The sequence below is a fragment of the Enterobacter mori LMG 25706 genome (assembly GCF_000211415.1).
Taxonomy (GTDB): Bacteria; Pseudomonadota; Gammaproteobacteria; order Enterobacterales; family Enterobacteriaceae; genus Enterobacter; species Enterobacter mori.
The window spans coordinates 769133-795560 of the sequence record NZ_GL890775.1 but is presented as its reverse complement, the minus strand read 5'-3'; the positions used below and the strand labels follow the sequence as shown (position 1 = coordinate 795560).

General features: G+C 54.7%; 25 protein-coding genes, 2 tRNA genes and 1 pseudogene. 17 read left to right on the top strand and 11 right to left on the bottom strand.

What is annotated here, in order from left to right; translation table 11 throughout:
* The first annotated feature begins 103 nt into the window (after positions 1-103).
* Together ENTMO_RS0108785 and guaD are read left to right on the top strand one after the other, a co-directional pair.
* Complete coding sequence (locus ENTMO_RS0108785; RefSeq protein ID WP_010429410.1) at positions 104-1600, top strand: NCS1 family nucleobase:cation symporter-1; 1497 nt, start codon at positions 104-106, stop codon at positions 1598-1600.
* 101 nt (positions 1601-1701) lie between these two features.
* Positions 1702-3018 (top strand): guanine deaminase, encoded by a 1317-nt coding sequence (guaD, locus tag ENTMO_RS0108780; RefSeq protein ID WP_010429407.1) that lies wholly within the window; start codon positions 1702-1704, stop codon positions 3016-3018.
* Here the strand turns inward: guaD and uraH are convergent.
* Both uraH and uraD read right to left on the bottom strand, forming a co-directional pair.
* Entirely contained in the window at positions 2998-3321 is a 324-nt protein-coding gene (gene uraH, locus ENTMO_RS0108775) for a hydroxyisourate hydrolase (RefSeq protein WP_010429405.1), read from the bottom strand. The two genes, guaD and uraH, sit on opposite strands and share 21 nt — an antisense overlap.
* Positions 3318-3818, bottom strand: coding sequence for a 2-oxo-4-hydroxy-4-carboxy-5-ureidoimidazoline decarboxylase (uraD, locus tag ENTMO_RS0108770; RefSeq protein ID WP_010429403.1), 501 nt, complete (start codon positions 3816-3818; stop codon positions 3318-3320). Before uraD ends, uraH begins: the two co-directional genes overlap by 4 nt.
* A 239-nt stretch (positions 3819-4057) precedes the next feature.
* On the opposite strand from uraD, the gene hpxO reads away from it, so the two are divergent.
* Genes hpxO through ENTMO_RS0108755 form a run of 3 tightly spaced genes read left to right on the top strand, consistent with a single transcriptional unit; the run spans position 4058 to position 7211 of the window.
* A complete protein-coding gene (gene hpxO / locus ENTMO_RS0108765; RefSeq protein ID WP_010429402.1) occupies positions 4058-5212 on the top strand; it encodes an FAD-dependent urate hydroxylase HpxO in 1155 nt (384 codons plus the stop codon).
* A 17-nt stretch (positions 5213-5229) separates the two neighbouring features.
* Positions 5230-6264, top strand: a complete 1035-nt coding sequence (hpxD, locus tag ENTMO_RS0108760; RefSeq protein WP_010429400.1) for a molybdenum cofactor-independent xanthine hydroxylase subunit HpxD — start codon at positions 5230-5232, stop codon at positions 6262-6264.
* 11 nt (positions 6265-6275) lie between these two features.
* Positions 6276-7211: a PDR/VanB family oxidoreductase gene (locus ENTMO_RS0108755; protein ID WP_010429399.1), complete on the top strand. Its 936-nt coding sequence runs from the start codon at positions 6276-6278 to the stop codon at positions 7209-7211.
* 44 nt (positions 7212-7255) lie between these two features.
* On the opposite strand, the gene ENTMO_RS0108750 is transcribed toward ENTMO_RS0108755, so the two are convergent.
* A tRNA-Ser gene (locus ENTMO_RS0108750) sits at positions 7256-7343 on the bottom strand.
* A gap of 296 nt (positions 7344-7639) precedes the next feature.
* On the opposite strand from ENTMO_RS0108750, the gene ENTMO_RS0108745 reads away from it, so the two are divergent.
* Entirely contained in the window at positions 7640-8476 is an 837-nt protein-coding gene (locus ENTMO_RS0108745; RefSeq protein WP_010429396.1) for an alpha/beta fold hydrolase, read from the top strand.
* A gap of 46 nt (positions 8477-8522) precedes the next feature.
* On the opposite strand, the gene ENTMO_RS0108740 is transcribed toward ENTMO_RS0108745, so the two are convergent.
* The 4 genes from ENTMO_RS0108740 to ENTMO_RS0108725 form a co-directional block, all read right to left on the bottom strand.
* On the bottom strand, positions 8523-9230 hold the full coding sequence (locus ENTMO_RS0108740) for an SAM-dependent methyltransferase (protein WP_010429394.1): 708 nt from the start codon (positions 9228-9230) through the stop codon (positions 8523-8525).
* Between the two features lie 9 nt (positions 9231-9239).
* The gene (locus ENTMO_RS0108735) at positions 9240-9497 is read right to left on the bottom strand and encodes a YjhX family toxin (protein WP_010429391.1); all 258 of its coding nucleotides are present in this window, start codon (positions 9495-9497) and stop codon (positions 9240-9242) included.
* A gap of 291 nt (positions 9498-9788) precedes the next feature.
* A tRNA-Ser gene (locus ENTMO_RS0108730) sits at positions 9789-9876 on the bottom strand.
* A gap of 144 nt (positions 9877-10020) precedes the next feature.
* Entirely contained in the window at positions 10021-11649 is a 1629-nt protein-coding gene (locus tag ENTMO_RS0108725) for an ABC transporter substrate-binding protein (protein WP_010429388.1), read from the bottom strand.
* 269 nt (positions 11650-11918) lie between these two features.
* Here ENTMO_RS0108725 and yccA point away from each other — a divergent pair, with 269 nt between their 5' ends.
* Together yccA and tusE are read left to right on the top strand one after the other, a co-directional pair.
* Positions 11919-12578: an FtsH protease modulator YccA gene (gene yccA / locus ENTMO_RS0108715; protein WP_010429382.1), complete on the top strand. Its 660-nt coding sequence runs from the start codon at positions 11919-11921 to the stop codon at positions 12576-12578.
* A gap of 90 nt (positions 12579-12668) precedes the next feature.
* Positions 12669-12998, top strand: coding sequence for a sulfurtransferase TusE (gene tusE / locus ENTMO_RS0108710; RefSeq protein WP_010429378.1), 330 nt, complete (start codon positions 12669-12671; stop codon positions 12996-12998).
* Here the strand turns inward: tusE and yccX are convergent.
* A complete protein-coding gene (gene yccX, locus ENTMO_RS0108705) occupies positions 12995-13276 on the bottom strand; it encodes an acylphosphatase (RefSeq protein WP_010429375.1) in 282 nt (93 codons plus the stop codon). The two genes, tusE and yccX, sit on opposite strands and share 4 nt — an antisense overlap.
* Before the next feature lie 144 nt (positions 13277-13420).
* Here yccX and ENTMO_RS0108700 point away from each other — a divergent pair, with 144 nt between their 5' ends.
* The 5 genes from ENTMO_RS0108700 (at position 13421) to hspQ (ending at position 19092) form a co-directional block, all read left to right on the top strand.
* Positions 13421-14308 carry a helix-turn-helix domain-containing protein gene (locus ENTMO_RS0108700; protein WP_010429372.1) on the top strand — a complete coding sequence of 296 codons (888 nt, stop codon included), beginning with the start codon at positions 13421-13423 and terminating at the stop codon, positions 14306-14308.
* Between the two features lie 173 nt (positions 14309-14481).
* On the top strand, positions 14482-15795 hold the full coding sequence (locus ENTMO_RS0108695) for a glycoside-pentoside-hexuronide (GPH):cation symporter (RefSeq protein ID WP_010429369.1): 1314 nt from the start codon (positions 14482-14484) through the stop codon (positions 15793-15795).
* Between the two features lie 35 nt (positions 15796-15830).
* The gene (locus ENTMO_RS0108690; RefSeq protein WP_029485026.1) at positions 15831-17432 is read left to right on the top strand and encodes a glycoside hydrolase family 43 protein; all 1602 of its coding nucleotides are present in this window, start codon (positions 15831-15833) and stop codon (positions 17430-17432) included.
* Between the two features lie 91 nt (positions 17433-17523).
* A complete protein-coding gene (rlmI, locus tag ENTMO_RS0108685) occupies positions 17524-18714 on the top strand; it encodes a 23S rRNA (cytosine(1962)-C(5))-methyltransferase RlmI (RefSeq protein WP_010429362.1) in 1191 nt (396 codons plus the stop codon).
* A 60-nt stretch (positions 18715-18774) separates the two neighbouring features.
* Positions 18775-19092, top strand: coding sequence for a heat shock protein HspQ (hspQ, locus tag ENTMO_RS0108680; protein WP_010429359.1), 318 nt, complete (start codon positions 18775-18777; stop codon positions 19090-19092).
* A 35-nt stretch (positions 19093-19127) separates the two neighbouring features.
* Here hspQ and ENTMO_RS0108675 read toward each other — a convergent pair whose 3' ends face one another.
* On the bottom strand, positions 19128-19541 hold the full coding sequence (locus ENTMO_RS0108675) for a CoA-binding protein (RefSeq protein WP_010429357.1): 414 nt from the start codon (positions 19539-19541) through the stop codon (positions 19128-19130).
* A 170-nt stretch (positions 19542-19711) separates the two neighbouring features.
* Here ENTMO_RS0108675 and csgI point away from each other — a divergent pair, with 170 nt between their 5' ends.
* Together csgI and mgsA are read left to right on the top strand one after the other, a co-directional pair.
* Entirely contained in the window at positions 19712-20374 is a 663-nt protein-coding gene (csgI, locus tag ENTMO_RS0108665; protein ID WP_010429353.1) for a curli synthesis inhibitor, read from the top strand.
* An 80-nt stretch (positions 20375-20454) separates the two neighbouring features.
* A complete protein-coding gene (gene mgsA / locus ENTMO_RS0108660; protein WP_008499922.1) occupies positions 20455-20913 on the top strand; it encodes a methylglyoxal synthase in 459 nt (152 codons plus the stop codon).
* Between the two features lie 58 nt (positions 20914-20971).
* Here mgsA and helD read toward each other — a convergent pair whose 3' ends face one another.
* Complete coding sequence (helD, locus tag ENTMO_RS0108655) at positions 20972-23026, bottom strand: DNA helicase IV (protein WP_010429349.1); 2055 nt, start codon at positions 23024-23026, stop codon at positions 20972-20974.
* Between the two features lie 123 nt (positions 23027-23149).
* Between helD and ENTMO_RS0108650 the strand changes: the two genes are divergently transcribed.
* Positions 23150-23596: a YccF domain-containing protein gene (locus ENTMO_RS0108650; RefSeq protein WP_010429348.1), complete on the top strand. Its 447-nt coding sequence runs from the start codon at positions 23150-23152 to the stop codon at positions 23594-23596.
* An 18-nt stretch (positions 23597-23614) separates the two neighbouring features.
* Positions 23615-25778 (top strand): annotated as a pseudogene (yccS, locus tag ENTMO_RS23975) (YccS family putative transporter).
* On the opposite strand, the gene ENTMO_RS0108640 reads toward yccS, so the two are convergent.
* On the bottom strand, positions 25735-26361 hold the full coding sequence (locus ENTMO_RS0108640; RefSeq protein ID WP_010429347.1) for a TfoX/Sxy family DNA transformation protein: 627 nt from the start codon (positions 26359-26361) through the stop codon (positions 25735-25737). The pseudogene yccS and the gene ENTMO_RS0108640 sit on opposite strands and share 44 nt — an antisense overlap.
* Between the last annotated feature and the right edge of the window lie 67 nt (positions 26362-26428).

Sequence of the window (26428 nt, the reverse complement as noted above, 5' to 3'; positions counted from 1 at the left end):
ATAAAAATAAAATATTGCATACAAGATTTATTATTTTGGCCTGGATCCTGCAATACCGTCTGCACTCCCACTCAACGGGTTTTCATTCACAGGAGCAGGTTTCATGCCAAACAGTCAAAACGCGCAGCAGGGTACGGCCGCTGATTCCGGTGCGGTTTACAGCCCACGTCTTTGCAATGAGGATCTGGCACCGACGCGTGACCAGAACTGGAGCTGGTACAACATTTTTTCGTTCTGGATGTCGGACGTCCACAGCATGGGGGGTTATGTTGTCGCCGCGAGCTTCTTTACGCTCGGGCTGGCAAGCTGGCAGGTGCTGCTTTGCCTGCTGGTGGGGATTTGCATCGTGCAGCTGTGCGCCAACCTGGTGGCCAAACCGAGCCAGATGGCGGGCGTGCCTTATGCGGTGATAAGCCGTCAGGCGTTTGGCGTCTTCGGGGCCAATATTCCGGCGGTGATCCGCGGGCTGATTGCCTTCGCGTGGTATGGCATTCAGACCTATCTGGCCGCCAATGCCCTGATGCTGGTGGCGCTGAAGTTCTGGCCATCGCTCTCTTCGCTTGCCACCGGCGCGTTCCTGGGCCTGTCGCATCTGGGCTGGATCTGCTTTGCCATCATGTGGGTACTGCAGGCGATGGTCTTCTGGCACGGCATGAGCGCCATCAAGCGCTTTATTGATATCGCCGGTCCGGCGGTCTACGTGGTAATGCTGGCCCTTGCAGGCTGGATTGTATACAAGACCGGCTTTGACGGCATTTCCTTCACCCTCGCCAGCAAATCCCTGACCGCGGGCGAGCAGACCTGGCAGATGATCACCGCGACCGCGCTGGTGGTTTCTTACTTCTCCGGCCCGCTGCTCAACTTTGGCGACTTCGCCCGCGACGGCAAAAGCATGGGCGAGATCCGCCGCGGCAACCGCTGGGGCCTGCCGTTTAACTTCCTGCTGTTCTCCATCGTCACCGTGGTCATTGTCTCCGGCACACAGTCGCTGTTTGGCCGCATGATCACCGACCCGATCGAGACCGTCAGCCGCGTGGGCAACGATCTGGCCGTGGCGATTGGTCTGCTGACGATGATCACCGCCACCATCGGGATCAACATCGTCGCGAACTTCGTCTCCCCGGCATTTGATTTCTCTAACTGTTCGCCGCAAAAAATCAGCTTCCGCACCGGGGGGATGATTGCCGCCGTCGGCTCGATCCTGCTCACCCCATGGAACCTGTTCAACTCGCCGGAGCTTATCCACTACACCCTGGATGTGCTCGGGGCGTTCATCGGCCCGCTGTTCGGCATTCTGATTGCCGACTTCTACCTGATTAAACGCGGCAAGGTGTCGGTCGACGATCTGTTCGACGACACGCCAAAGGGCAAATACTGGTACCGCAACGGCTTTAATCCGAAAGCCATTGGCGCGCTGATCCCATCCGTTGCCGTGGGACTGGTGATTAGCTTTATTCCGGCCCTGCATGAGGTGGCGAACTTTAGCTGGTTCATCGGCGTCTTCCTCGGCGGCGTGACCTATCGCTGGCTGGCGCGGGAAGATCGCGAGACGGCAGGCGCGACGTCGTTCAGCTCCCGCGTGGCGACGCAAAAAGAGTAACCCCTCCCTCTGGCCGCAGCTTATCTGCGGCCCGTTCATTCTGGCACCGTTCTTGCTGCGCCTTATCACCCCGCTACGCAAACACGAAGGCAGGAACCATGATGGATTACCAGACAGCGATCCGCGGCGCATTTTTTGATATTGCCCAGGTCTGCGACAGCGCAGACGCGATTGCCCAACACGCGCGCTACCTTGATGACGGGCTGCTGTTTATACAGAGCGGGAAAATCCTGGCGCAGATGCCGTGGCAGGAGGGCGAGCAGTATCTTGACCCCCACAAGAGCTACACCGACCTGCGCGGCAGGCTGCTGCTGCCCGGTTTTGTCGACACCCACGTCCATTACCCGCAAACGGAGATGATCGGCGCCTTTGGCGAACAGCTGCTGGAGTGGCTGACCACCTACACTTTCCCGGTGGAGAGCCAGTTTGCCGATGAAGCCTACGCGAAAGAGATCGCCGAATTTTTTATTCAGCAACTGGTGAGCAACGGCACCACCACCGCGCTGGTGTTTTGCACGCTGCATCCGGAATCGGTCGAGGCGCTGTTTACCGAAGCCCTGCGCCTGAACATGCGCCTAATCGCCGGAAAGGTGATGATGGACAGGCACACGCCGGACTACCTGAGCGAAGACGCGAAGCAGAGCTACCGGCAGACGCGGGAGCTGATTCAGCGCTGGCACCACCGGGGGCGGCTGGGCTATGCCATTACCCCGCGCTTTGCCCCGACCTCATCACCCGAGCTGCTTGCCGCGGTCAGCCTGCTCAGAGAGGAGTTCCCGGATACCTGGCTGCAGACCCACCTGAGCGAAAACCCCAACGAAGTAGCCTGGGTAAGCGACCTCTGGCCGGAACATGAGCGCTATCTGGACGTGTATCACCACTACGGCCTGACCGGCGAGCGCAGCGTGTTTGCCCACGCGATCCATCTTCACCACAGCGAGTGGCAGTGCCTGCACGACACCGGTTCGGCGGTGGCGTTTTGCCCCACCTCGAACCTGTTTCTCGGCAGCGGGCTGTTTCGCCTGCCCTCCTGCTGGCAGCACAAGGTGCGGATGGGCATCGGCACCGACGTCGGCGCGGGCACCACCTTCAGCATGCTGCGCACCCTGGGGGAAGCCTACAAGGTCGGCCAGCTTCAGAGCTACCGCCTGCGCGCCAGCGAGGCGTTTTACCACGCCACGCTGGGCGGCGCGCACGCCCTCAGGCTCGACGATAAGATTGGCAACTTCGCACCCGGCAAAGAGGCGGATTTCGTGGTTATCGATCCTGACGTGACGCCGCTGCAGCGCCTGCGTAATCGCCGCTGTCAGGATATCTACGAGCAGCTTTTCGTGCTGATGACCCTGGGCGACGAGCGCAACATCAGCGAGACCTGGGTTAACGGCGAGCGGGTATGGTCAACTGCCCCGGTAGGTTGACCACCCGCCGGGCGCAATCACAAACGGCAGGTGGAAGTGCTCGCCTGCCGTTTCTCCCGTCACAAAATCAACTTGCGCGCAGGGGTAGAGCGTGTCGCGACCGGTTTCGCGAAACCACGCGCCGATCTCCGCCACCAGCCGATAGCGGCCTTTTGGCAGGAAAGGGACAAATTCGGTGATGCGACCCTTTACGTTGGTCACGCCCGTCGCAATGATTTCACCCTCCCGTTCGAGATGAACCGTCACGCCCTCTGCGGGTTGGCCCGTCGAGATATCCAGAATATGGGTGCTGAGTGTGCTCATTCGCTAATGACTCCTTCCAGACGTAGTAACGTAATTTCCCGCAGCTGTTCAAGTGCTGCCCGAACTTCCTGCGCATCGCTGTTTTCAAGCCGCGCGTGCAGCGCCTGTAAAATGTCTTCGCCGCTGCGGCCCTTCGCGCGGATGAGAAAGACGCGCCCGAAGCGAGCTTCGTAGCGAGCATTCCCCTCGCGCAGCGCCTGAGCAAGGTCAGCATCGCCTTCATTCACTGCGCCCTGCTCCTGGCGCGACAGCGCCGCCTCCGCCTGTAAGCCCGCCGGCTTTTCCCCGATGCGTGGATGGGCGCTCAGGGCCTGCGTTAGCGCCGCGTCGTCCCAGACTTGCGTCAGCGCTTTCGCCGTACTGAACAATTCGTCCCGGTTGGCGTAGGGCCGCCCCAGAGCCAGCGCGTCGGCCCAGCCGGGGAGCGCCACGCAAGGGTGAATCAGCGCTAACGCCTTTTCGTGGGGAAGATGATTGAACTCGTGCAGTGCGATCATAGCGTCTCCTTTATTGTCATCCTCCGGGCTCTTGCACAAACCACGCCATTCTGAGCGCAGGTGTGAAACAGTCGATTCCGTATAGCTCAACAGGAAATTATTGATTCATAAAAAGGCACCTTCACCGCGTTTGCGCACCTTAGCAGTGCAAACTCACCGCTCACAACGCCGTTTTCGCCACTCTGCAGCCTGGTACGCAAATTGCTGAATGTTTTTACACCCTGCAAAAGGAGAGAAGCATGAAAGCAATCGTTATTGGTGCGGGAATTGGCGGCCTGAGCGCCGCCGTCGCGCTGAAGAAAGCGGGCATCGACTGTACCGTGTTTGAAGCCGTAAGAGAGATCAGGCCCGTCGGGGCGGCCATCTCCATCTGGCCTAACGGCGTGAAATGCATGCAGCACCTCGGCATGGGCGACATCATCGAGACTTACGGCGGTCCGATGCGTTTTATGGCCTACAAAGATTACCGGCGCGGCGAGACCCTGACCCGCTTTAGCCTTGCCCCGCTGGTTGAGCGTACCGGAGGGCGTCCCTGCCCCGTCTCGCGCGCTGAACTCCAGCGCGAAATGCTGGACTTCTGGGGTCGCGACAGGGTGCAGTTCGGCAAGCGTGTGGAACACGTTCATGAAGACGACGCGGGCGTGAGCGTGACCTTTACCGATGGCACCACGGCAACAGGCGATTTTCTGATTGCCGCCGACGGCAGCCACTCGGCGGTTCGTCCGTACGTGCTGGGATACACCCCGGAGCGCCGCTACGCCGGGTACGTGAACTGGAACGGGCTGGTGAAGATTGATGAAGAGATTGCCCCGGCGCACCAGTGGACCACCTTCGTTGGCGAAGGCAAACGCGTGTCGCTGATGCCCGTCTCCGGCGGTCGTTTCTACTTCTTTTTTGACGTGCCGCTGCCCGCAGGCCTGGCAGAGGATCGCACCACCCTGCGCGCCGATCTCACGGGCTACTTCCGCGGCTGGGCACCGCCGGTGCAGACGCTTATCGCGGCGCTGGATCCCGAGACCACCAACCGCATTGAAATCCACGACATTGAGCCGTTCGACAGCCTGGTGCGCGGCAACGTCGCGCTGCTCGGCGATGCCGCGCACAGCACCACGCCGGATATCGGCCAGGGCGGCTGTGCGGCGATGGAAGATGCCGTGGTACTGGGGGAATGCCTGCGTGAAAACCACAGCATTACGCTGGCGCTGCGGCAGTACGAAGCGCTGCGCTGCGACCGGGTGCGCGACCTGGTGCTGAAGGCGCGTAAACGCTGCGACGTCACCCACGGGAAAGACATGGCGTTGACGCAGGCCTGGTATCAGGAGCTCAAAGAGGAGACCGGCGAGCGCATCATTAACGGTCTGTGCGAGACCATTCAGGGCGGCCCGTTAGGCTGAACGTAAGAGGGATAACGATGAAAAGAGAACCGACTCCACCCGCCCACTGCACGTTTGAGCCAGAAGACTGGCTGCGCCTGGCGAAATGCTGGCATCCGGTCGCGCGCGCCTGCGACGTCGGCCCGGCGCCGGTCAAGGCGACCCTGCTGGATGAACAGCTGGTAATTTACCGGATCCACGACCAGGTCGTGGTCGCCCGGGACGTCTGCCCGCACCGCGGCGTGCCGCTGACGCTCGGTTTTCACGACGAACACGGGGTTATCTGCCCCTATCACGGCTTACGCTTCGGGGAGGACGGGCGCTGCAACCGTATTCCGTCCAGCCCCGACCAACCCGTTCCGGCGAAGCTGAACCTGATCAACTACGCCGTGGAGGAGCGCTTCGGCCTGATCTGGACCTGCCTGGCCTTTGACCCGGACAATCCTGCGCCGCTACCCAGCATGCCGCACTGGGATGACGCAGGCTTTCAGCAGATCAACTGCCCGGCGTTTGAGGTGAATGGCTTCGCCGGGCGACAGGTGGAGGGGTTTCTGGACGTGGCGCACTTTGCGTGGATCCACACTGATACCTTTGCCGATCCCAATAATCAGCTTGTGCCCGCCTATCAGCCACAGGAGACGCCGTTCGGCTTCGTGGCGGATTACTGGAGCTCCGTGAGCAACTATCCCGCCGGTTCACCCGTGCAGGTGCCAGAAGGGTTCCAGTGGCTGGGCCATTTTGAAATGCATCTGCCGTTTACCGCCACTCTGACGATTCATTTTCCGGGAGAGTCGAGACTGGTGATCATGAACGCCGCGTCGCCCGTGTCATCGCGCGTGACCCGCATGTTCGCCCCTATTGCGCGCAACCTTGACCTGCATATTCCCGTGGAAGACGTGCATGCCTTTAACCTGCGCATCTTCGAAGAGGATCGCCTGATGGTGGAAACCCAGCGTCCAGAAAGCCTGCCGCTGGACCTGACGCTGGAAGCCCATATTCCCGCTGACAAAAGCTCAATAGCCTACCGTCGGGGACTGAAAAAAATGGGCTTTGGCGAGTTTTTCCTGGTATGACGGAGGCCGATATGCTGAGCGTGATTGTTGACGGGCTGTGGCGCGAGGGCGACAGAAGCCTCGCCGTCAGGCTGGTGTCTGAAGACGGTAAAGCACTGCCGACGTGGCAGCCCGGCGCGCACATTGATGTGCACCTGCCCTGCGGCGTGGTGCGCCAGTATTCCCTGACCGGGGCCTGTGAGGAAGAGAGCTATCTTATCTGCGTGGGCCGGGAAACCGCCTCGCGCGGCGGGTCGCGCTACGTTCACGAGACGCTGCGTCCCGGGCAGAAGCTGATGATTTCCGCCCCGCGCAATCTGTTTCCGCTTGGTCAGGCAGAGCGAGTTTTGCTGCTGGCGGCGGGCATTGGCATTACGCCGCTGTATGCGATGACGTTGCAGCTGAAGTCAGCCGGAACGCCGTTTACCCTGCATTATTACGTCAGAAACCGCGAAAGCGCGGCGTTTGCACGCGAGCTCTCGCAGTGCGGTGAGTGCATCATTCATACTGCCAGCCCGCGCACAGCGCTGGCAGAGCATCTCCCGGCGGCTGATGTGGGGCTTCACGCCTGGATCTGCGGTCCAGCAGGGTTTATGGAAAAAGTGCGTGAGGTGGCCACAGCGAAGGGATGGGATAACGCCCATCTTCACAGCGAGGCGTTTCAGCCCGCGCCCCCTGCCACAAGCGACGGCGGGGGCGAGATCTTTACGGTTAAACTGGCCTCCACCGGCGAGCGCTGGCCGGTGCCTGCGGATAAAACCATCGCCCAGGTATTGCAGGAAAACGGCGGGGACGGGCCGCTGTCGTGCGAAATGGGGATTTGCGGCGCGTGCCTGACGCCGGTGATTGACGGCGTGGTGGATCACCGGGATAGCGTGCAGTCGGAGGCGGAAAAAGGCGCGCCGGACCAGCAGGTGGCGCTGTGCTGTTCGCGGAGCCATTCCGGGGAACTGGTGATTGCGCTGTAAAACGAAAAAACCCTGCGATATTGCTATCGCAGGGTTTTCGAATTTGGCGGAAGCGTAGAGATTCGAACTCTAGAACCCTTTCGGGTCGCCGGTTTTCAAGACCGGTGCCTTCAACCGCTCGGCCACGCTTCCAAAGTGAGGCGCACTATAAACACCTATTAGCGCCTTGTAAAGCAGGAATTTTTCTATTTCTCTATGCCTGCGCAAAACTCATTCAGCCGAGGTGTAAAACGTAAGGCCTGTTCCCCCGCAGCCAGCGGGTGTATGGCTGCCTTTAACGGTAATGAAACCTTCTACTTCCAGTATTTCTCCTACACTTTAAAGGTTCTACCGGTACGGTGAACGTGAAAAGCCGGATCGATTAGGGCGATGAGGGTGTGAGCCTTTCAGCCTGCGATCATGTTGCCTTTAACTGAGGAGTTTGCGGTATGGCATTCGTAACAACGAAAGATGGCGTCAACATTTTCTACAAAGACTGGGGGTCAAAAGAGGCGCAACCCATTGTTTTCCACCACGGCTGGCCTTTGAGTGCCGATGACTGGGATAACCAGATGCTCTTCTTTCTTGCGGAAGGCTATCGCGTTATCGCTATCGACCGTCGTGGCCATGGGCGTTCGGATCAGGTGAGTGAAGGTCACGATATGGATCATTATGCCTCCGATGCGTCGGCCGTGGTTGAAAGCCTGGACCTGCGCAACGCCGTGCACGTCGGCCACTCCACCGGCGGCGGCCAGGTCGCTCGCTATGTTGCACAGTACGGACAACCGCAGGGGCGCGTCGCCAAAGCGGTGCTCGTCAGCGCCGTCCCGCCTCTGATGGTAAAAACGGACGCTAACCCCGGTGGGACGCCCATCGAGGTTTTCGACGGCTTCCGCAAAGCGCTGGCGGCTAACCGCGCCCAGTTTTACCTCGACGTCGCCAGCGGTCCTTTCTACGGCTTTAATCGGGACGGGGCCGACGTTTCGCAGGGCACCATTCAGAACTGGTGGCGCCAGGGAATGATCGGAAGTGCCAAGGCTCACTATGAGGGAATTAAGGCGTTTTCAGAGACCGACCAGACGGAGGATTTAAAAGCCATCACGGTTCCCGTACTGGTGCTGCAGGGCGACGACGATCAGGTCGTGCCGTATAAAAATGCCTCTCTACTGCAGGACAAGCTGCTGGCGAACAGCGTACTGAAAGTTTATCCGGGCTTCCCACACGGGATGCATACCACCCATGCGGATACTATCAACGCGGACATTCTGGCCTTTATCCGTTCTTAGACGTCGCGTTCAACGCCACCCTGGGGTGGCGTTGTTTTATTACCTCTTAGCGCTTCTGCGCAACCAGTTGGATCATGTTGAAATAGGCCCCGGCACCCGCGTCCATAATGGGCACCATCATCTCCTGGGCTATCTCGCATTGCATAAACTCATCCCACGACTGCTGGCAGGTGTCCATTTCCCGCACGGTGGTCAGAGTCGCACCGGGCTCTTTTTCCCACAGCGCTTTCCACCAGCTGAGCGGATAGAAATACCACTCTGGGGTCCAGAAAGGTTTAACCACCTCCGGGAGATGCGTTTCGCTGTACTCTCCGATAAACCCGGGAACGGCAACCGCAATATGTCCTCCGGGCTTCAGGAAAGGTAGCAGCGTGCCCAGCATGGCGTCATTGTTGCCAAAGTATTGATAAGCATCCACGCTGACGATCAGGTCAAAGTAGTCATGTGCAAACGGGATCGCTTTTGTGGCATCAACCAGAAGCGGAAAAATTTTCCCGTCCAGACCCCGTTCGCTGAAGCGCGCAGCATTTTCACCCGGCGTAATCCACAGATCGGCGGCAAACACCGTGGCGTCATATTTTTCGGCGAGCAGGATAGAAGAGATCCCTTTCCCGCAGCCAAGATCGAGAATGCGCATCCCGGGATCAATCTGCAGCTGAGCCACCAGCTCCTCGGTAAGCCGCATGGCGTTTGGGCCCATCATGGTGTCGAGCAAAAAAGCGCGGTCATAGCTATCTGTGTAAGGTGTATTCATCACTGCTCCTTAGCGATTATCCAGCTCAGCGCGAACGTTGTTCAGCCCGGTGGTATTGATGCGATAAGGCTGCCCGTTCACGGATCGGATCAGTTTTTTAGTGCGGAGTTTTTTAAAGACGTTAAGCGTACAGTCGCTCAGCACCAGCCCTTCACGGGTGTAGCACTCAACGGACGTGACGGGGCCAGAACTGTCGCGGACGTGCACAATACGTCCACCTTTGGCGAGAACGTGTAAGGTTCGTTGTTCCTGACGGGATAAATTCATACTGGAAAACCTGTGTAATCATCATGCGTAAAAACGAGCCCACACCCGCAGGTGCGTGCGTAAGGTTTAAGCGCAGCGATAACCAGTCCGTCCTGAAAAGAGCGGGAAACTGATTATCTGATGAAAACATTCTCCAGCATCAAAGCCTCGGTGAGAGATGAAAAGATATTTACGGTGTGAATGATAACGCCTGTTTTATATAGGGGAATAGCGGTTTTTTAAAAATGTGAGCCGGATCGGCCAATCCAAAAGAAAAAACCCCAGGTTGACGAGCAACCTGGGGTTTATATTTGGCGGAAGCGTAGAGATTCGAACTCTAGAACCCTTTCGGGTCGCCGGTTTTCAAGACCGGTGCCTTCAACCGCTCGGCCACGCTTCCTAAGTGAGGCGAACTATAAACACCTCTCTGCATGCTGTAAAGAGCCACGGCATTCGTTCGCTTTAAAAATAGCCAATACGCGTTTAATCGGTTGAATTGACAACGTATTGGCCATTTTCTCAGCACAACATGCAGCGTTCAGGCTTAGTGCTTCTTGATGTACATATCTTTGGTGTAGTAGTACCCCAGCTTATCCGGCGTGAATCCGCCCACCCACGGTTTCACCAGGTGTGTACGCACGTAGTGATAGACCGGGATCGCAGGCACGTCGCGCCCTAAAAGATCCTCTGCCTGCTGGTAGAATTTGCCGCGCTCTTCCGGCGTTTTCGCTTTCGCCGCGTTGACTAACGCCTGGTCATACTCCGGGTTGCTGTACTGGCTGGTGTTTTCACTGTCTCCGGTACGGTAGTTGTTGAGGAACGTCGCCGCATCATCGTAATCCGCAATCCAGGCGTAGCGCACCACGTCAAAGTTGTGGGTGTGCATGGTATCCAGCATGGTTTTCCACTCCTGATTTTGCAGCTTCGCCTCCACGCCGAGATTTTTCTTCCACATTGAACTGGCCGCGATGGCAATGCGCTGGTGCGATTCAGACGTGTTGTAGAGCAGACTAAAGCGCAGCGGGTGGCTGGCGTTAAAACCGGCTTCGTCCAGCAGTTTTTTGGCTTCGGCAATGCGTTTTTCCATCGGCCAGCTGGCGTAATCCGGGTTTTTTAGCGTGATACCGCCGATATCCGGCTGGCTGACGAGCCACGCCGGGCGCTGCCCCTGCCCTAACACTTTCTCCGCGATGATGTCTTTATCCAGCGCCATGTTCAGCGCCCTACGCACGCGGGCATCATTAAACGGCGGACGGGTGGTATTGAACTCATACCAGTACGTGGCAAGCTGTGGAGAAACATCCAGTTCGCTGCCCAGCGTTTTCTTGAGCTGCGCAAACTGATTGATCGGCACCGTATAAACGATGTCGATTTCACCGGCCTTATAGCGGTTCACATCCGAGGCTTCAGAGGTGATGGGCAGGTACGTCACCTTATTGATAACGGTATGCGGGTTATCCCAGTAGCGCGGGTTGCGTTCGGCCACAATGCGCTCGTTGACCACCCACTGCGACAGTTTATAAGCACCGCTGCTGACGAAATGCTCGGGTTTGGTCCATTTATCACCGAAACGCCCAATCAGCACTTTATCCACCGGCACCAGCGAAGGGTGCGCCAGCATCGCCAGGAAAGCGGCATTTGGCTGGGTGAGCGTGACTTCAAGCGTAGTGTCGTTGATGGCTTTCACGCCCAGTTTATCGGGCGCTTGTTTACCCTGCGCAATCTCTGCGGCGTTGATGATGTGCATGTTGCCCGGATAGCTGGCGTACGGCGAAGCGGTTTTAGGGTCGACCAGACGCTGCCAGCTCCAGACCACATCTTCTGCAGTAATGGGGGTGCCGTCGCTCCAGGTGATGCCAGGACGCAGATGGAACGTCCAGACGGTGTTGTCTTTGTTCTCCCATTTCTCCGCCAGCCGCGGCTGGATATCACCGTTCGGAGAAACGCTGACCAGCCCTTCGAATAAATCGCTGATAATATTGAATTCGACATCGCTTTCGACTTTATGGGGGTCAAGCGATGAGGGTTCACTGCCGTTGTTCCTGACCAGTTCCTGCTTCTCTGCCAGTTGCGTTCCTGCCGGCACGTTAGCCGCCCAGCTTGCCGTGCTGGTGCACAGTATGGCCGCGGTTAACAAAGAGAGTGTAAAGTTAGTGCGTGTTTGTGGTTTCATATCCTTCGCCTTATTGTCTGTTTTATGACGATCCGGGAATAACTCTTAGCGCCCGCATTGAAATAAGGCAATATTTTTCAGTAACCTATAAGAGGTTGATCTGAATAAAATTCGTAATCCGCTGTTCATCCTGTGGGAAATGATTTTCGCAGAAGAAATAACCAGCATCATCGCTAACGTGCTGAGTAAAGATGGGTAAAACCACTTTGAGACTGGCGCGCCGTTTCCTATTCTTGCCGTTAATTACATCTGTCATAAGAGAGTGACTCATGGATCGTATAATTACATCTTCACGCGACCGCACATCGCTACTCAGTACCCACAAGGTGCTGCGCAATACCTATTTCATGCTTAGCCTGACGCTGGCATTTTCGGCGATCACTGCCACTGCCAGCACCGTGCTGATGCTGCCGTCTCCGGGGCTGATCCTGACGCTGGTGGGGATGTATGGTCTGATGTTCCTGACCTACAAAACTGCTGACAAACCGGTGGGTATTCTGTCTGCGTTTGCCTTCACTGGCTTCCTGGGCTATATCCTGGGACCTATGCTGAACGCGTATCTGTCTGCCGGAATGGGCGATCTTATCGGTATGGCGCTGGGCGGTACCGCGTTGGTGTTCTTCTGCTGTTCGGCCTACGTGCTGACCACCCGTAAGGACATGTCCTTCCTCGGCGGTATGCTGATGGCGGGCGTCGTGGTCGTGCTGGGGGGGATGGTGGCAAACATCTTCCTGCAGCTGCCAGCTCTGCACCTGGCAATTAGCGCCGTGTTTATTCTGATTTCTTCAGGTGCCATCCTGTTTGAAACCAGCAACATCATTCGCGGCGGTGAGACGAACTATATCCGCGCTACCGTGAGCCTGTATGTGTCGCTGTACAATATCTTCGTCAGTCTGTGGAGCATCCTGGGCTTCGCCAGCCGCGATTAAAGCCACAGAGCTATGTAAACCTGGCCCCGCTTATGCGGGGCTTTGTTTTTTGATACACTGCTGCGGTTTTTGACTGATGCGTGAATGATTATGTTGAGTTTTGAAGGCAAAGAGATCGAGACCGATAACGACGGTTATCTCAAAGAGAGTGGCCAGTGGAGCGAAGCGCTGGCAGCGGTGATTGCGGAGAAAGAGGGTATCGTCCTTTCCCCCGAACACTGGGAAGTGGTGCGTTTCGTGCGCGAGTTCTATCTCGAATTCAACACCTCTCCGGCTATTCGTATGCTGGTCAAAGCCATGGCCAATAAATTCGGCGAAGAGAAAGGTAACAGCCGTTATCTGTATCGCCTGTTTCCAAAAGGCCCGGCAAAACAGGCTACAAAGATTGCTGGCCTGCCTAAGCCGGTGAAGTGCATTTAATAGCGAATACCGAAGTTAACGTACTCCCGACCGGGTTGATGCGGTTCCGTTAAGACCTTATCAACCCGCGCACTTCGCGGCCCGCCCGCTTTCAGCCACGCCACCAGCTTCTCAACCTGTTCTTCTTCACCACAGGCCAGTACCTCTACGCTGCCGTCGTCCATGTTACGTGCATATCCCGTTAACCCTAGCTGTACGGCTTCGCGCTGGGTACTGTAGCGGAAGCCGACCCCCTGAACGACGCCGTGAACCCAGGCGATGGTGCACACGTTTGACATCGCTATTCTCCTTATCCGTCCGGAGCGCTGCCCGCCCCTCTTTCTACTCGAATTCAAAGAATAGCAAATTATGCAGGTTTTTAAATCGTCTCAGAATATGGTATCAAACCAACAGGATAAACAGATGAATTTTAGGAAAAACCTATGCCACCATCAGATTATTTCTTCGAAAAACTGGAAACGAAAGCCGGGTTAAATTACATATTACGCGCACAGGAAAAAGTGCCTGAAGGTGGAATGTACATCAAGCCACATATGCATCTCGAACATGAAATAATGTGGTTTTACAAAGCCAGAGGCAGCTATAGTATTGGCCGTGAAAAATTCGCCCTCCAGAATAATACGCTTGTCTATGTTAGCCCCCTCACGCTGCATGATATGGAACTGGATTTTACGGCAGACCATGAACGTTTTATCTTACAATATGATCATACTGCGCTCAGCAATCTGAAATATCCAGTACCCGCCCTGGAATCACATACGGGTGTCGTTTCCTGCCTGGAGAAAAAAGATGCAGAAAGATTACAATTTATTTTCAAATGGTTCTCAGAAGTCAATGAGACGGCCTATTCTGAAAAAGAAATTAAGCCGTTAATGATTTTGTTACTCAGCACCGTTCTGCAGCATGCCGAAAACGCAACCAAAATCGCCACAGAGACGGATCATCAATCCATCTTTGCGGTTATTATCTCTTTTGTGATCAACCTGGAAACGCAAACCTCATTTACGATGAGTTTGAACGAAGCCGCTGAATCGGTCGGACTCTCACCTAGTCATTTTTCCAGAACGTTTAAAAAAATTATGCAGGTGAGTTTTAAGGAATATCTTCTGCGAAAGAAAATCGCCCTGTCAATACAGCTGTTGCGTAATACAGAACTTAGCATCACCGACATTGCTTACAAATGTGAGTTTACAGATGCTGCGTACTATTGCTTCCAGTTCAGAAGGGTTATTGGCGTTACACCTAAAAAATTCAGGAACAGCAATCTGACATCAGAACAGTTAAAAACCGGTCATAACGTGCAGCTTTAAGCGTAAAACCGCGTCGTTGATAAAACTGTGATCGGCACAAATCTACCTGCGCAAAAAAATTATATAAAAGCACCTTTCTCATACATTTTTTTATGCTCTTAATATTTATCTTTTAACCTGAGACTGGCCACTCATTTCGGATTCGTACTCATCCTGATTAAAAGGTATTTATTATGAGAAAAATAGGATTCAAAGAAAAGATTGGTTATGGGTTAGGTGATGGTGCGTCAAATATTATCTGGCAAACGATAATGCTTTTCATGGCCTACTTTTATACAGATATCTACGGACTAAGCGCTTTTCATATGGGGACCATGTTCCTGGTCGTCAGAGCGTTTGATGCCATTGCCGACGTGTACATTGGCTATCTGGCCGACCATACTCAGACCCGGTACGGTCAGTTCAGACCTTATCTCCTCTGGTTCTCGCTGCCCTTCGGTATTTTTGGTGCCCTGACGTTTTATACACCCGATTTTGGCGAGACGGCCAAAATTGTCTATGCGTATGTGTCTTATACTGCCCTCTCGCTTTTTTATTCCCTCGTTAACGTTCCCTACTGCGCGCTGATTAATAACATTTCCAGGGATGCAAAAGAACGGGTTTCAATGCAGTCTTATCGTTTTGCCTTCGCTGCTTTAGGAGGGATTATTGTTTCCGTCGTGGCGCTACCATTAACCAAAATTTTGGGTGAAGGCGATCTACAGAAAGGCTATTTTCTGGCGATGGTGATTATGGGGGCGATCAGCACTATAATGTTTTACTGTTGCTTTGCCATGACCAGGGAACATTACACGAAAGCGGTGGATAAAAAACGTAACTTTCGTGGTATCTATGATGATCTGACTGTCGTGGTGAAAGATCATAACTGGCGCTGTATTTTCAGCCTCAATATTGCAAGCCTTATCGCTGGCATCCTGAAAACGGGTGGAGCCATTTACTTCGTTAGCTACTATCTGAAAAGACCCGATTTAGTGGGGCTTGTGCTTATTATTATTCTCTGCACCCGATTTGTGGGCGCATTGTCGACAACGCTATTATATAAAAATCATGACCGGGTATTGTCATATAAAGTTTCGTTAATTATACAAGCCATTATCTTAATTATTCTTTTCGCCATTCCTGCAGAATACGTCCTGCCGGTTTGCCTGGTGATCTGTCTGATTCATTTCATCGACGCCAGTTCTGCCCCCCTGCAATGGAGCCTGCTCAGCGACATCATTGATAACGTTGAAAAACGGTCAAACATTTCGCTGAGTGGCTTAGTTTTCTCAACCAACCTTTTCGCTATAAAAATTGGCATTGCGGTTGGCGGTGCCATCATTGGCTGGCTGCTCACCGTTGGTGGCTATGTGGGCAGTGCTGCGATCCAAACCGACCTCGCCATTCTGATTGTGCGGCTTATCTTTACGCTTATTCCCGCTGCTTTTGTCTTCATGATGTATCTCATCATGAGGCAATACCGGGCCCACAATGATTTACAAGCCTGACGTTACCAACGCTATTTTCATAACAGGAATCAAAGATGACCATAATAACCAACCCCATTATCCCAGGCTTTAATCCGGACCCCTCTATTATAAGTGTGGGTGAGGCGTATTACTTAGCAACATCGACATTTGAATGGTTTCCAGGTATTTGTTTGTATAAATCATACGATCTCAAAAACTGGCAGCTGATTTCTCATCCCCTGAAGCGAAAAAGTCAGTTGAACATGCGCGGGAATCCGAATTCCGGCGGAATCTATGCGCCATGCCTCAGCTACGATGCCGGAAAATTTTATCTCATTTATACCGATGTCAAAAACGTGACCGGACGTTTCTGGGACCCGAATAACTTTATCGTGACCACGGACGATATCGAAGGTGAATGGTCTGAGCCAACGTATCTCAATAGCAGAGGGATTGATCCCTCGCTGTTCCACCACAGTGACGGTACGAAATGGCTTGTGAGCATGGAGATGAGCTACAGGGACGGCGGGGAGGCAGGATTCCCGAAATGGAATGGCATAATCATCCAGCAATACGATGAGCAGAATAATCGTTTAACCGGCGAGTGCCGTAAAATTTTCGCCGGTACCGATTTGGGCATCACCGAAGGGCCACATATTTATGAGTTGAATGGCTGGTTCTATTTGTTAGTGGCCGAAGGCGGAACATTTTATAATCATGGCGTCACGCTGGCGCGCTCCCGACATCTGTTTGGCCCCTACGAAACCGATCCGATCGGGCAAATGATGACATCCCGCTTTGATTGTCGTTTACCTTTACAGCGCGTCGGCCATGCGGATCTTTTTGATAACGGTCTGGGCGAATGGGTTATTGTGCATTTATGCGGGCGACCGTTGCCCTCAAAAGGACGCAGCCCGATGGGGCGAGAAACCGCTATTCAGCAGGTTTACTGGGCGGAGGATGGCTGGCTGCGCTTAACAAATAACAGCATTACGCCAGAATTAACGGTGCAGACGCGCCTGAAAGAACGTCCGTGGCCAACGCCGCCAGCCCGGGATGAGTTCAATACGCCGGAGCTACCCCTTCACTACCAGTCGCTACGCATCCCCTTAAGCGAGGAAATGTGCACCCTTACGGAAAGACGCGGATGGCTACGGTTACGGGGTTGTGAATCCCTGAGTTCACAGCACTATCAAAGCCTGCTGGCAAGACGACAAACCGATTTTACGTTTACCGCTCAGACATGCGTAGATTTTAAGCCTCGCTCCTTCCAGCAGATGGCCGGGCTGGTCTGCTTTTACGACACCACCAACTACGTTTATCTGAACATATCCTGTAACGACGCGGGAGAACGGACGGTCAATTTGATGGTTAATGACCTGAACCGATTCTCCTTACCGACAGGAGAAGGGGTAAAAATTGCGGCAGAAGGTCTGGTTTACCTCAGAGTCTGCGTCAAAGATGATGGCGCTCTTTTTTACTATTCACTCGATGAAAAAAAATGGATCCCAATTGGGGGTTATGTTGAATACAGCAAACTGTCCGATGAATATTTTAAGGAACGTGGCATAGAGCGCTTCACCGGTGCCTTTGTCGGGATGTGCTGTCAGGATTTCACGGGCGAACATATCCCGGCCGATTTTGACTACTTTGCCTATTTCCCGGAAGATTTTTAGTTAAGGGCGCTAAGAGTGTCCGCAGATGATTGCCACTGGCCTTCTGTGCTACTCTACGCGCCATTTCCATGCAATCGACAGAATAGAAATTATGAGTGTACGTTTAGTGTTAGCCAAAGGGCGCGAGAAGTCATTGCTGCGCCGCCATCCCTGGGTCTTTTCCGGTGCGGTTGCGCGTATGGAAGGTAAAGCCAACCTCGGTGAAACCATCGATATCGTTGACCATCAGGGGAAATGGTTAGCGCGCGGCGCATACTCGCCAGCATCGCAGATCCGCGCTCGCGTCTGGACGTTCGATAAAGATGAAACCATCGATATCGATTTCTTCGTCCGCCGCCTGCAGCAAGCTCAGCAGTGGCGTGAGTGGCTGGCAAAACGTGACGGGCTGGACAGCTATCGACTGATCGCCGGTGAGTCCGACGGTCTGCCGGGCGTGACCATCGATCGCTTCGGCAACTTTATGGTGCTGCAGCTGTTAAGCGCAGGTGCGGAATATCAGCGTGCTGCCCTGATCAGCGCCCTTCAGTCTCTGTTCCCTGAATGCGCCATTTATGACCGCAGCGATGTGGCGGTGCGTAAAAAAGAGGGCATGGAGCTGACGCAAGGGCCTGTTACCGGTGAATTACCGCCTGCCCTGCTGCCTATCGAAGAACACGGCATGAAGCTGCTGGTGGATATTCAGGGCGGCCACAAAACAGGTTACTACCTCGACCAGCGCGACAGCCGTCTGGCAACCCGTCAGTACGTGGCGAACAAGCGCGTGCTGAACTGCTTCTCCTACACGGGCGGTTTTGCGGTGTCTGCGCTAATGGGCGGCTGTGCCCAGGTCGTTAGCGTGGATACGTCACAGGAAGCGCTGGACGTGGCGAAACAGAACGTTGAGCTAAACAAACTGGACCTGAGCAAAGCGGAGTTTGTACGTGATGACGTCTTCAAGCTGCTGCGTAAATATCGCGACCAGGGCGAGAAGTTCGATGTTATCGTCATGGATCCGCCTAAGTTTGTGGAAAACAAAAGCCAGCTGATGGGTGCATGCCGCGGGTATAAAGATATCAACATGCTGGCTATCCAGCTGCTGAACCCGGGCGGGGTTCTGCTCACTTTCTCCTGCTCCGGCCTGATGACCACAGATTTATTTCAGAAAATCATCGCCGATGCCGCAATAGATGCTGGTCGTGATGTACAATTTATAGAGCAGTTCCGTCAGGCGGCCGATCATCCGGTGATCGCTACCTACCCGGAAGGGCTGTATCTGAAAGGGTTTGCCTGTCGCGTCATGTAACTTGAAAAGAGAAATATTGCCCTCACATCCTGTGTAAGTAATGTTTCCCGGGAGGTGACTATGATTGCCAGCAAATTCGGTATCGGCCAGCAGGTCCGCCACACCTTGCTTGGGTATTTGGGTGTGGTCGTGGATATCGACCCGGAGTATTCCCTTGACGAACCGTCAGCCGACGAGCTGGCGGTTGATGCAGAGCTTCGTGCCGCGCCCTGGTACCACGTGGTGATGGAAGGTGACGACGGGCAACCCGTTCACACCTACCTCGCTGAGGCGCAGTTAAGCAGTGAGCTGCAGGATGAACATCCGGAGCAACCCACGATGGATGAATTAGCGCAGACTATCCGCAAGCAGTTGCAGGCGCCGCGCCTGCGCAACTGAGCGTGTAAAAAAAGCCCGATAATCGGGCCTTTTTTTTACTTAGCCAGCCCCAGCCGGGGAATTTCAATCGCAGGGCATCTGTCCATAACCACCTGTAAACCCGCCTCGCGCGCCAGTACGGCAGCCTGCTCGTTGATGACGCCCAACTGCATCCACAGCGTTTTCGCACCAATGGCAATCGCTTCCTGCGCGACACCCCATGCCGCCTCGGAATTACGGAACACATCTACCATGTCCACTTTTTCCGGTACATCGTTAAGCGTGGCATAGCCCTGCTGGCCTAATAACGTCTTTCCCGCCACTTTCGGCGAAACGGGGATCACGTGATAGCCCTGATCGAGAAGGTATTTCATCACGCGATAACTTGGACGATCCGGTTTATCGCTGGCACCCACCAGCGCAATAGTGCGCGTGGATGTCAAAATCTCGGCAATATCATTCTCTCTCATGCTTTTTCTCCTGGCTTTTTTCAAAGTGTACGCCAAAGCGCACATCTCAACCATCCATCCCATACAGATGTATGAGGGCAAAACGGTGATTTATGTCTATATGTTAGTAAACGTGATTATCGAAAAATTTTGATACATTCTTGCGGGTATATTTTCATCTGGAGTCACCTATGAAAACCGGCATTGTCTCTGCTGTGATTGCGTTAGTGATGCCGGTTTGCGTTTTTGCAACCACGCTTCGGCTCTCGACTGATATTGACCTGCTGGTGCTGGACGGAAAAAAAGTCTCCAGTTCATTATTGCGCGGCGCAGAGAGCATCGAACTGGATAACGGGCCGCATCAGCTGGTGTTTCGGGTAGAAAAAACGATCGGTCTTGCGAATCATGAACAACGGATGTACATCTCTCCCCCACTGATTGTCAGCTTTAATACCCAGCGGGTCAGTCAGGTAAACATTACCCTGCCGCGGCTTGAGAGCGAAAAAGAGTCTGTCGCTTTCGACACCGCGCCGCGCGTTGAGCTGCTGGATGGGGATTCGATGCCGATCCCGGTGAAGCTTGATATTCTGGCGCTAACCACCTCGCCAAAAGGCACGGACTACGAGGCCGCAACCGAGTCTTATAACAAAGCGGGTAAACGCGCCTCTCTTCCGCAGTTTGCCACCATGATGGCCGACGACAGTACGCTGTTATCCGGTGTTTCAGAGCTGGATGTTATACCGCCTCAGTCCCAGACGCTGACGGAACAACGCCTGAAATTCTGGTTCCAGCAGGCCGATCCCGATACGCGCGCCCGCTTTTTGCAGTGGGCAAAACAACAACCTTCGTCGTAAGCCACATTTTTTACGCCTTTCTCTTGCAGCATCAGGCGGTTCCCGTCATCGTGTAGTCAGTTAACCTGATGGATATGATTATGGAACTGACAACACGCACGCTCCCGGAACGCAAACACATTGCTCTGGTTGCGCACGATCACTGTAAACAAATGCTGCTTAACTGGGTTCGCCGCCATCAGTCATTGCTGGAAAAGCACGCCCTCTCAGCGACCGGTACAACCGGCAATCTGATCCAGCGCGAAACGGGTCTCGAAGTGAACGCCATGCTGAGCGGCCCGATGGGCGGCGATCAGCAGGTAGGCGCACAGATTTCGGAAGGGAAAATTGATGTGCTGATTTTCTTCTGGGATCCGCTGAATGCGGTTCCGCACGATCCGGATGTTAAAGCGCTGCTGCGCCTGGCGACGGTGTGGAATATTCCGGTGGCAACGAACCTGTCGACGGCGGATTTCATCATTGAATCGCCGCAGTTTAACTCGCCGGTTGATATTCTTATTCCGGACTATCAGCGCTATCTTTCCGAGAGACTGAAGTAGCTTTTTTGCCGGGTGGCGGCTGCGCCTTACCCGGCCTACAAAATCTTGCCTGGCATCGCTATGGTTTACGCGCCACCGGCACATCAATACTCTTCAGAATATCAACAAACACGGATGGCTCCTCTTTATTGAACAACAGCCATACGCGATGACGCGCGCGGGTTATCGCCACATACAGCAGACGTCGCTCTTCCGCATCCGGGAAATCTTCAGGCACCGGCAGCAGGGCCTCTTCCATCACCGACTCGCGGGCCGGGGCCGGGAAACCGTCGCTGCCCTCTTTAAGCCCCACCACAATCACATAATCAGCCTGCTGCCCTTTGCTGGCGTGAATTGTCATAAATTCAAGCTGCAGTTTCGGCCAGCGTGTAGCGGCCTTTTCCAGCGCGGCCGGTTTGAGGTGATGATAGCGAGCCAGCACCAGAATGCGTTCGTCGGGTTTCGCGTAGCCGCTCAGTTTATCCAGTAGCGGCTCAAGCTGATCTTCTGCTAACAGGGTGACCGCTTTTTTATCCCCCGGCGTCAGGCTGTTGAGCGGTTTGGTCAGCTGGTGCGGGTTCTGCTGAATAAAGCGGTTGGCTATTTCGCCTATGCACGCATTGAAGCGGTAGGTGGTGTCCAGATCGCTGCGATCGCCTTCGCCAAAATAGTGGTGAAACGCTGTCGTCAGTGAAAGCTGCGCCCCGCTAAAGCGATAGATGGCCTGCCAGTCATCCCCCACCGCAAACAGCGACGTATGTTTGTTCTGCGCCCGCAGCGCCGAGAGCAGAGCGGCACGCTGCGGAGAGATATCCTGAAACTCATCAACCAGTATGTGCTTCCACGGGCTGACGAAACGCCCCTTCTCTAAAATGATAATGGCCTGATGGATAAGCCCGGAGAAATCGACGGCGTTCTCCTCTTTCAGTGCCGTTTTCCAGGCTTTTAGCATCGGAACCATCAGCTTCACGCGCTTTGAAAACACCGCGCGGATCGCCTCCGGGGCACTTTCAATCATCTCGGCCTGCGAACCGCCGTGCATGCGCATCAGGCTGACCCAACGATCGAGACGCGAGCCGAGCCGACGTGCCAGCTTGTCATCCTGCCAGAAACTGCCTTCCGGCACCGCCCAGTTCAGCTCTTCCTCCAGCCACTGACGCCAGCCTTTTGCCTGTGCTTTTTTCTCACTGCACTGTTGCCGCCACGTTTTAATGAACAGCGCCTGGCGCGCCTGCGTGTCGTTTTCCAGCTTACTGATGGACGGGACTTTCTTGCTGCCCTGCTGAATGATATGCAGCGCAAGCGCATGAAACGTTCTGGCCGAGATATCCTTGGTATGCAGTCTCGCCTGGATACGTTCGTCCATCTCCTGTGCGGCTTTGCGACCAAATGCCAGCAGCAGAATCTGGTCTGCAACGGCCTCGCCAGTGGTCAGAAGCCAGCCTGCGCGAGCCACCAGCACCGAGGTTTTACCGCTCCCGGCTCCCGCAAGTACCAGCAGCGACTGTTCACCGTTGACCACCGCACGCGACTGCGCAGGGTTAAGCGGCGATGACTCGACCGTGCTGAAGAAATCAGCATATTGGGTGAGCATGGCATCGGTCCAGGTCTGGTTATGCGCCAGGCGACTTTTATCAAAATCGCTCAGCCATGCCTGGCACTTCCGCCATGCATCGCGGCAATTTTCAAACTCATTGAGACGCGCTACGGGGAACGGCAACGCAGTCAGCGCCTGTTTTATTTTTTGCTGCAGTCCCGCAGTTTGCTGGCGCGTGAGCCATTTGTGTTGGGCATCGCTCTGCGCGATTTCATCCAGTACCTGTTGCAAAACCTGGGCGGCAATCACGCTCATATCCTGGCTCCACTGCTGCCAGAGCGTGTTCAGATGGTAATGAAAACGCTGGGTTTCCCCCCACTCGGTGCCGTGAAGGCGCACCACTTTATCGGCAGGCAAAACGAACTCCAGCTCGCCCCACACCAGCCCACGTTTACAGTGGATCGCCAACATTTGATTGAAGGGAATGAGATATTCGTGGCGTTCCCCGGAGACTTTCACTCCCGCGTTAAGGAGCACAACCTTGTCGTAAGGGTGTTGAGCCAGGCGTTTGCCCATTGACGTTGCTTTCAGTTCCATATCCAGCCGGATCCACGAAGAGATAATTTGCCTGATAGTTTAACTGCCAGTTTTAAGGTGCTCCAGCCTAAAAAAACGTTACAATCAGTGGGCGTTAATTTTATCGAAAGGAAGTGAGGGTTTATGCGTACCGTTCTGAATGTGTTGAATTTTGTGCTGGGCGGTTTTGCCACCACCCTTTCCTGGCTTTTTGCCACTCTGGTCAGCATCGTGCTTATCTTTACCCTGCCGCTGACGCGCTCCTGCTGGGAAATCACCAAACTCTCCTTTATTCCCTACGGTAATGAGGCTGTCCACGTTGATGAGCTGGACCCGGAAGGTAAAAACGCGCTGATGAATACCGGCGGCACCGTACTGAATATTCTGTGGCTGATTTTCTTTGGCTGGTGGCTGTGCCTGATGCACATTTTTGCCGGTATCGCCCAGTGCGTGACGATTATTGGCATTCCTGTTGGGATCGCGAACTTTAAAATTGCCGTCATTGCCCTGTGGCCGGTTGGACGTAGGGTCGTCCCGGTTGAGGTGGCGCAAGCCGCGCGTGAGGCCAATGCTCGCCGTCGTTTTCAGTAATAAGGACTGGCCGCGCTCATGCTAAGCCCACTGCTTCGCCGTTATACCTGGAACAGCATCTGGCTTTATAACGTCAGAATTTTTATCGCGCTTTGTGGCACCGTTGCCCTGCCGTGGTGGCTGAATGACGTTAAGCTCACGATTCCGCTCACGTTAGGGGTGGTTGCGGGGGCGCTTGCGGACCTCGATGACCGTCTGGCAGGGCGTCTGCGCAACCTGGTTATCACTCTTGTCTGTTTCTTTATTGCGTCCGCGTCTGTCGAGCTGCTCTTCCCGTGGCCCTGGCTATTTGCCTTAGGCCTTACGCTCTCCACCAGCGGCTTTATTCTGCTTGGCGGGCTTGGACAGCGTTATGCCACCATCGCATTTGGCGCGCTGCTGATTGCTATTTACACCATGCTGGGCGTGTCGCTGTACGATCAGTGGTACCAGCAACCCGTGCTGCTATTGCTGGGGGCCATCTGGTATAACCTCCTGACGTTAACAGGGCACCTCATCTTCCCGGTGCGCCCTCTGCAGGATAATCTTGCTCGCAGCTATGAGCAGCTGGCTCATTTATCTGGAGCTGAAATCCCGGCTGTTTGACCCGGATATCGAAGAGGAAAGTCAGGCCCCTCTTTACGATCTGGCGCTGGCAAACGGCCAGTTGGTCGCTACGCTGAACCAGACCAAAGCCTCCCTGCTGACCCGACTGCGCGGAGACCGCGGCCAACGCGGAACGCGAAGAACACTTCACTACTACTTTGCCGCTCAGGACATCCATGAGCGCGCCAGCTCTTCGCACGTTCAGTATGCAGCCCTGCGTGAAACGTTCCGCTACAGCGACGTGATGTTCCGCTTCCAGCGGTTACTTTCCATGCAGTCTCAGGCGTGCCAGCAGCTAGCGCGTTCAATTTTACTGCGAACGCCCTATCAGCATGACCCGCGGTTTGAGCGCGCGTTTAGCCATCTTGATGCGGCAATCGACCGCGTGCAGGCCAGTGGAACCGCACCGGAACATATAAAAGCGCTGGGGTTTTTGCTTAATAACCTGCGGGCAATCGATGCTCAGCTCGCGACGATTGAATCCGAGCAGGCGATGGCCATGCCGGGCAATGATGCCGATAATCAGCTTGCTGATGACAGCGTGCATAGCGTTAGCGACATGTGGCTGCGGCTGAGCCGCAATTTTACGCCGGAATCTGCCCTATTTCGTCACGCGGTGAGAATGTCACTGGTGCTGTGCGTGGGTTACGCGTTTATTCAAATAACCGGTTTACACCACGGCTACTGGATCCTGCTCACCAGCCTGTTTGTCTGCCAGCCCAACTATAACGCCACCCGCCACCGCCTGGCGTTACGTATTATTGGAACGCTGGTAGGCGTCGCCATTGGCCTGCCGGTGCTCTATTTCGTGCCGTCCATCGAAGGCCAACTGGTGCTGATCGTCATCACTGGCGTACTGTTCTTCGCCTTCCGTAATGTGCAATACGCCCACGCGACGATGTTCATCACGCTGCTGGTTTTACTGTGCTTTAACCTGCTGGGAGAAGGGTTTGAAGTTGCCCTGCCCCGCGTGATCGACACGCTCATTGGCTGCGCTATCGCCTGGGCGGCGGTGAGTTTCATCTGGCCCGACTGGCGTTTTCGTAATTTGCCGCGTGTGTTAGACAGGGCGATGAATGCAAACTGCCGGTACCTTGATGCGATCCTTGAGCAATACCACCAGGGGCGCGATAACCGCCTTGCTTATCGCATTGCCCGACGCGATGCGCATAACAGCGATGCCGAACTGGCTTCGGTGGTCTCGAACATGTCCACGGAACCGCGCGCCACAGCGGAAATTCGGGAAACTGCTTTTCGTCTGCTGTGTCTGAATCATACGTTCACTAGCTATATTTCTACGTTGGGCGCACACCGTGAGAAACTGACCAACCCGGGCATTCTCGCCTTACTGGATGATGCTGTCTGCTACGTCGATGATGCACTTCATCATCGGCCAGCCGATGAGCCGCGCGTTCAACAATCGCTCGATGAACTGGCCCAACGTATTGCCCACCTTGACCCGGGCGCCGACAACAAAGCACCGCTGGTCCTGCAGCAAATCGGCCTGCTGATTGCCCTGCTGCCGGAAATCTGCCGGCTGCAGCAGCAGATCGCTACCTTGAGGAATGATGCTCCTGACTCTCGGGCAGCGCATTAAACCACTCTGTCAGCTCCCGGCGAATGTCGGCCGGGAGCGCCGCTTCATGTAGCCCTTCAATGGCACCTTCCAGCGCGAACAGCACCTTAATACTTAAGGCCTTGTTTTTGGACCTCATCTTTAACCAGCATTTCCTGGCGCCCAGTTCCCGTAAAGTTTCCTCATTAGTGATGCCTGCTTCTAAAAGCAGTACCTCAAGTTGAAAGGTCAGGTTTGGAAGATCTTTTAGCCGGTTGCGCTGATGGCGCTGGCAGCGCTCCTTTCTTGCCGCGTCGAGAGCAAAGGAGGAAAGCTGGAGCAATTTGTCCCTGTCCTGCCACAGCCCGTCGTCCACCCGATAGTAATTAAGCAGGACGGGACGGCCCCGTTTCATCAGCGTCAGAAACGAAGAGGCGTTTTGTACACAATACCTGGCACTTTCTTCACAGGCCCGGAGGTAGAGTTCCCCCTCCGACACCATCGCGAACACCGCGTTATCCACCGCCAGGGTGTACCCACCGAATAGCGCCCGATGATGAATTTCGCCTAACGGTGAGAGGTATTCCTGCGATTTATAAATCCGCTCATAAGATATCTTTTTCATGATAATTCCATTTAAAATCAATTATTAACAACGATATTTCTCACTAACGGATCCGTTAGCAGGAAAA

Excerpts from the sequence above, each read along its gene's own strand:
- ENTMO_RS0108785 (WP_010429410.1), top strand. The coding sequence starts at position 104 with ATGCCAAACAGTCAAAACGCGCAGCAGGGTACGGCCGCTGATTCCGGT.
- guaD (WP_010429407.1), top strand. The coding sequence starts at position 1,702 with ATGGATTACCAGACAGCGATCCGCGGCGCATTTTTTGATATTGCCCAG.
- uraH (WP_010429405.1), bottom strand. The coding sequence starts at position 3,321 with ATGAGCACACTCAGCACCCATATTCTGGATATCTCGACGGGCCAACCC.
- uraD (WP_010429403.1), bottom strand. The coding sequence starts at position 3,818 with ATGATCGCACTGCACGAGTTCAATCATCTTCCCCACGAAAAGGCGTTA.
- hpxO (WP_010429402.1), top strand. The coding sequence starts at position 4,058 with ATGAAAGCAATCGTTATTGGTGCGGGAATTGGCGGCCTGAGCGCCGCC.
- hpxD (WP_010429400.1), top strand. The coding sequence starts at position 5,230 with ATGAAAAGAGAACCGACTCCACCCGCCCACTGCACGTTTGAGCCAGAA.
- ENTMO_RS0108755 (WP_010429399.1), top strand. The coding sequence starts at position 6,276 with ATGCTGAGCGTGATTGTTGACGGGCTGTGGCGCGAGGGCGACAGAAGC.
- ENTMO_RS0108745 (WP_010429396.1), top strand. The coding sequence starts at position 7,640 with ATGGCATTCGTAACAACGAAAGATGGCGTCAACATTTTCTACAAAGAC.
- ENTMO_RS0108740 (WP_010429394.1), bottom strand. The coding sequence starts at position 9,230 with ATGAATACACCTTACACAGATAGCTATGACCGCGCTTTTTTGCTCGAC.
- ENTMO_RS0108735 (WP_010429391.1), bottom strand. The coding sequence starts at position 9,497 with ATGAATTTATCCCGTCAGGAACAACGAACCTTACACGTTCTCGCCAAA.
- ENTMO_RS0108725 (WP_010429388.1), bottom strand. The coding sequence starts at position 11,649 with ATGAAACCACAAACACGCACTAACTTTACACTCTCTTTGTTAACCGCG.
- yccA (WP_010429382.1), top strand. The coding sequence starts at position 11,919 with ATGGATCGTATAATTACATCTTCACGCGACCGCACATCGCTACTCAGT.
- tusE (WP_010429378.1), top strand. The coding sequence starts at position 12,669 with ATGTTGAGTTTTGAAGGCAAAGAGATCGAGACCGATAACGACGGTTAT.
- yccX (WP_010429375.1), bottom strand. The coding sequence starts at position 13,276 with ATGTCAAACGTGTGCACCATCGCCTGGGTTCACGGCGTCGTTCAGGGG.
- ENTMO_RS0108700 (WP_010429372.1), top strand. The coding sequence starts at position 13,421 with ATGCCACCATCAGATTATTTCTTCGAAAAACTGGAAACGAAAGCCGGG.
- ENTMO_RS0108695 (WP_010429369.1), top strand. The coding sequence starts at position 14,482 with ATGAGAAAAATAGGATTCAAAGAAAAGATTGGTTATGGGTTAGGTGAT.
- ENTMO_RS0108690 (WP_029485026.1), top strand. The coding sequence starts at position 15,831 with ATGACCATAATAACCAACCCCATTATCCCAGGCTTTAATCCGGACCCC.
- rlmI (WP_010429362.1), top strand. The coding sequence starts at position 17,524 with ATGAGTGTACGTTTAGTGTTAGCCAAAGGGCGCGAGAAGTCATTGCTG.
- hspQ (WP_010429359.1), top strand. The coding sequence starts at position 18,775 with ATGATTGCCAGCAAATTCGGTATCGGCCAGCAGGTCCGCCACACCTTG.
- ENTMO_RS0108675 (WP_010429357.1), bottom strand. The coding sequence starts at position 19,541 with ATGAGAGAGAATGATATTGCCGAGATTTTGACATCCACGCGCACTATT.
- csgI (WP_010429353.1), top strand. The coding sequence starts at position 19,712 with ATGAAAACCGGCATTGTCTCTGCTGTGATTGCGTTAGTGATGCCGGTT.
- mgsA (WP_008499922.1), top strand. The coding sequence starts at position 20,455 with ATGGAACTGACAACACGCACGCTCCCGGAACGCAAACACATTGCTCTG.
- helD (WP_010429349.1), bottom strand. The coding sequence starts at position 23,026 with ATGGAACTGAAAGCAACGTCAATGGGCAAACGCCTGGCTCAACACCCT.
- ENTMO_RS0108650 (WP_010429348.1), top strand. The coding sequence starts at position 23,150 with ATGCGTACCGTTCTGAATGTGTTGAATTTTGTGCTGGGCGGTTTTGCC.
- ENTMO_RS0108640 (WP_010429347.1), bottom strand. The coding sequence starts at position 26,361 with ATGAAAAAGATATCTTATGAGCGGATTTATAAATCGCAGGAATACCTC.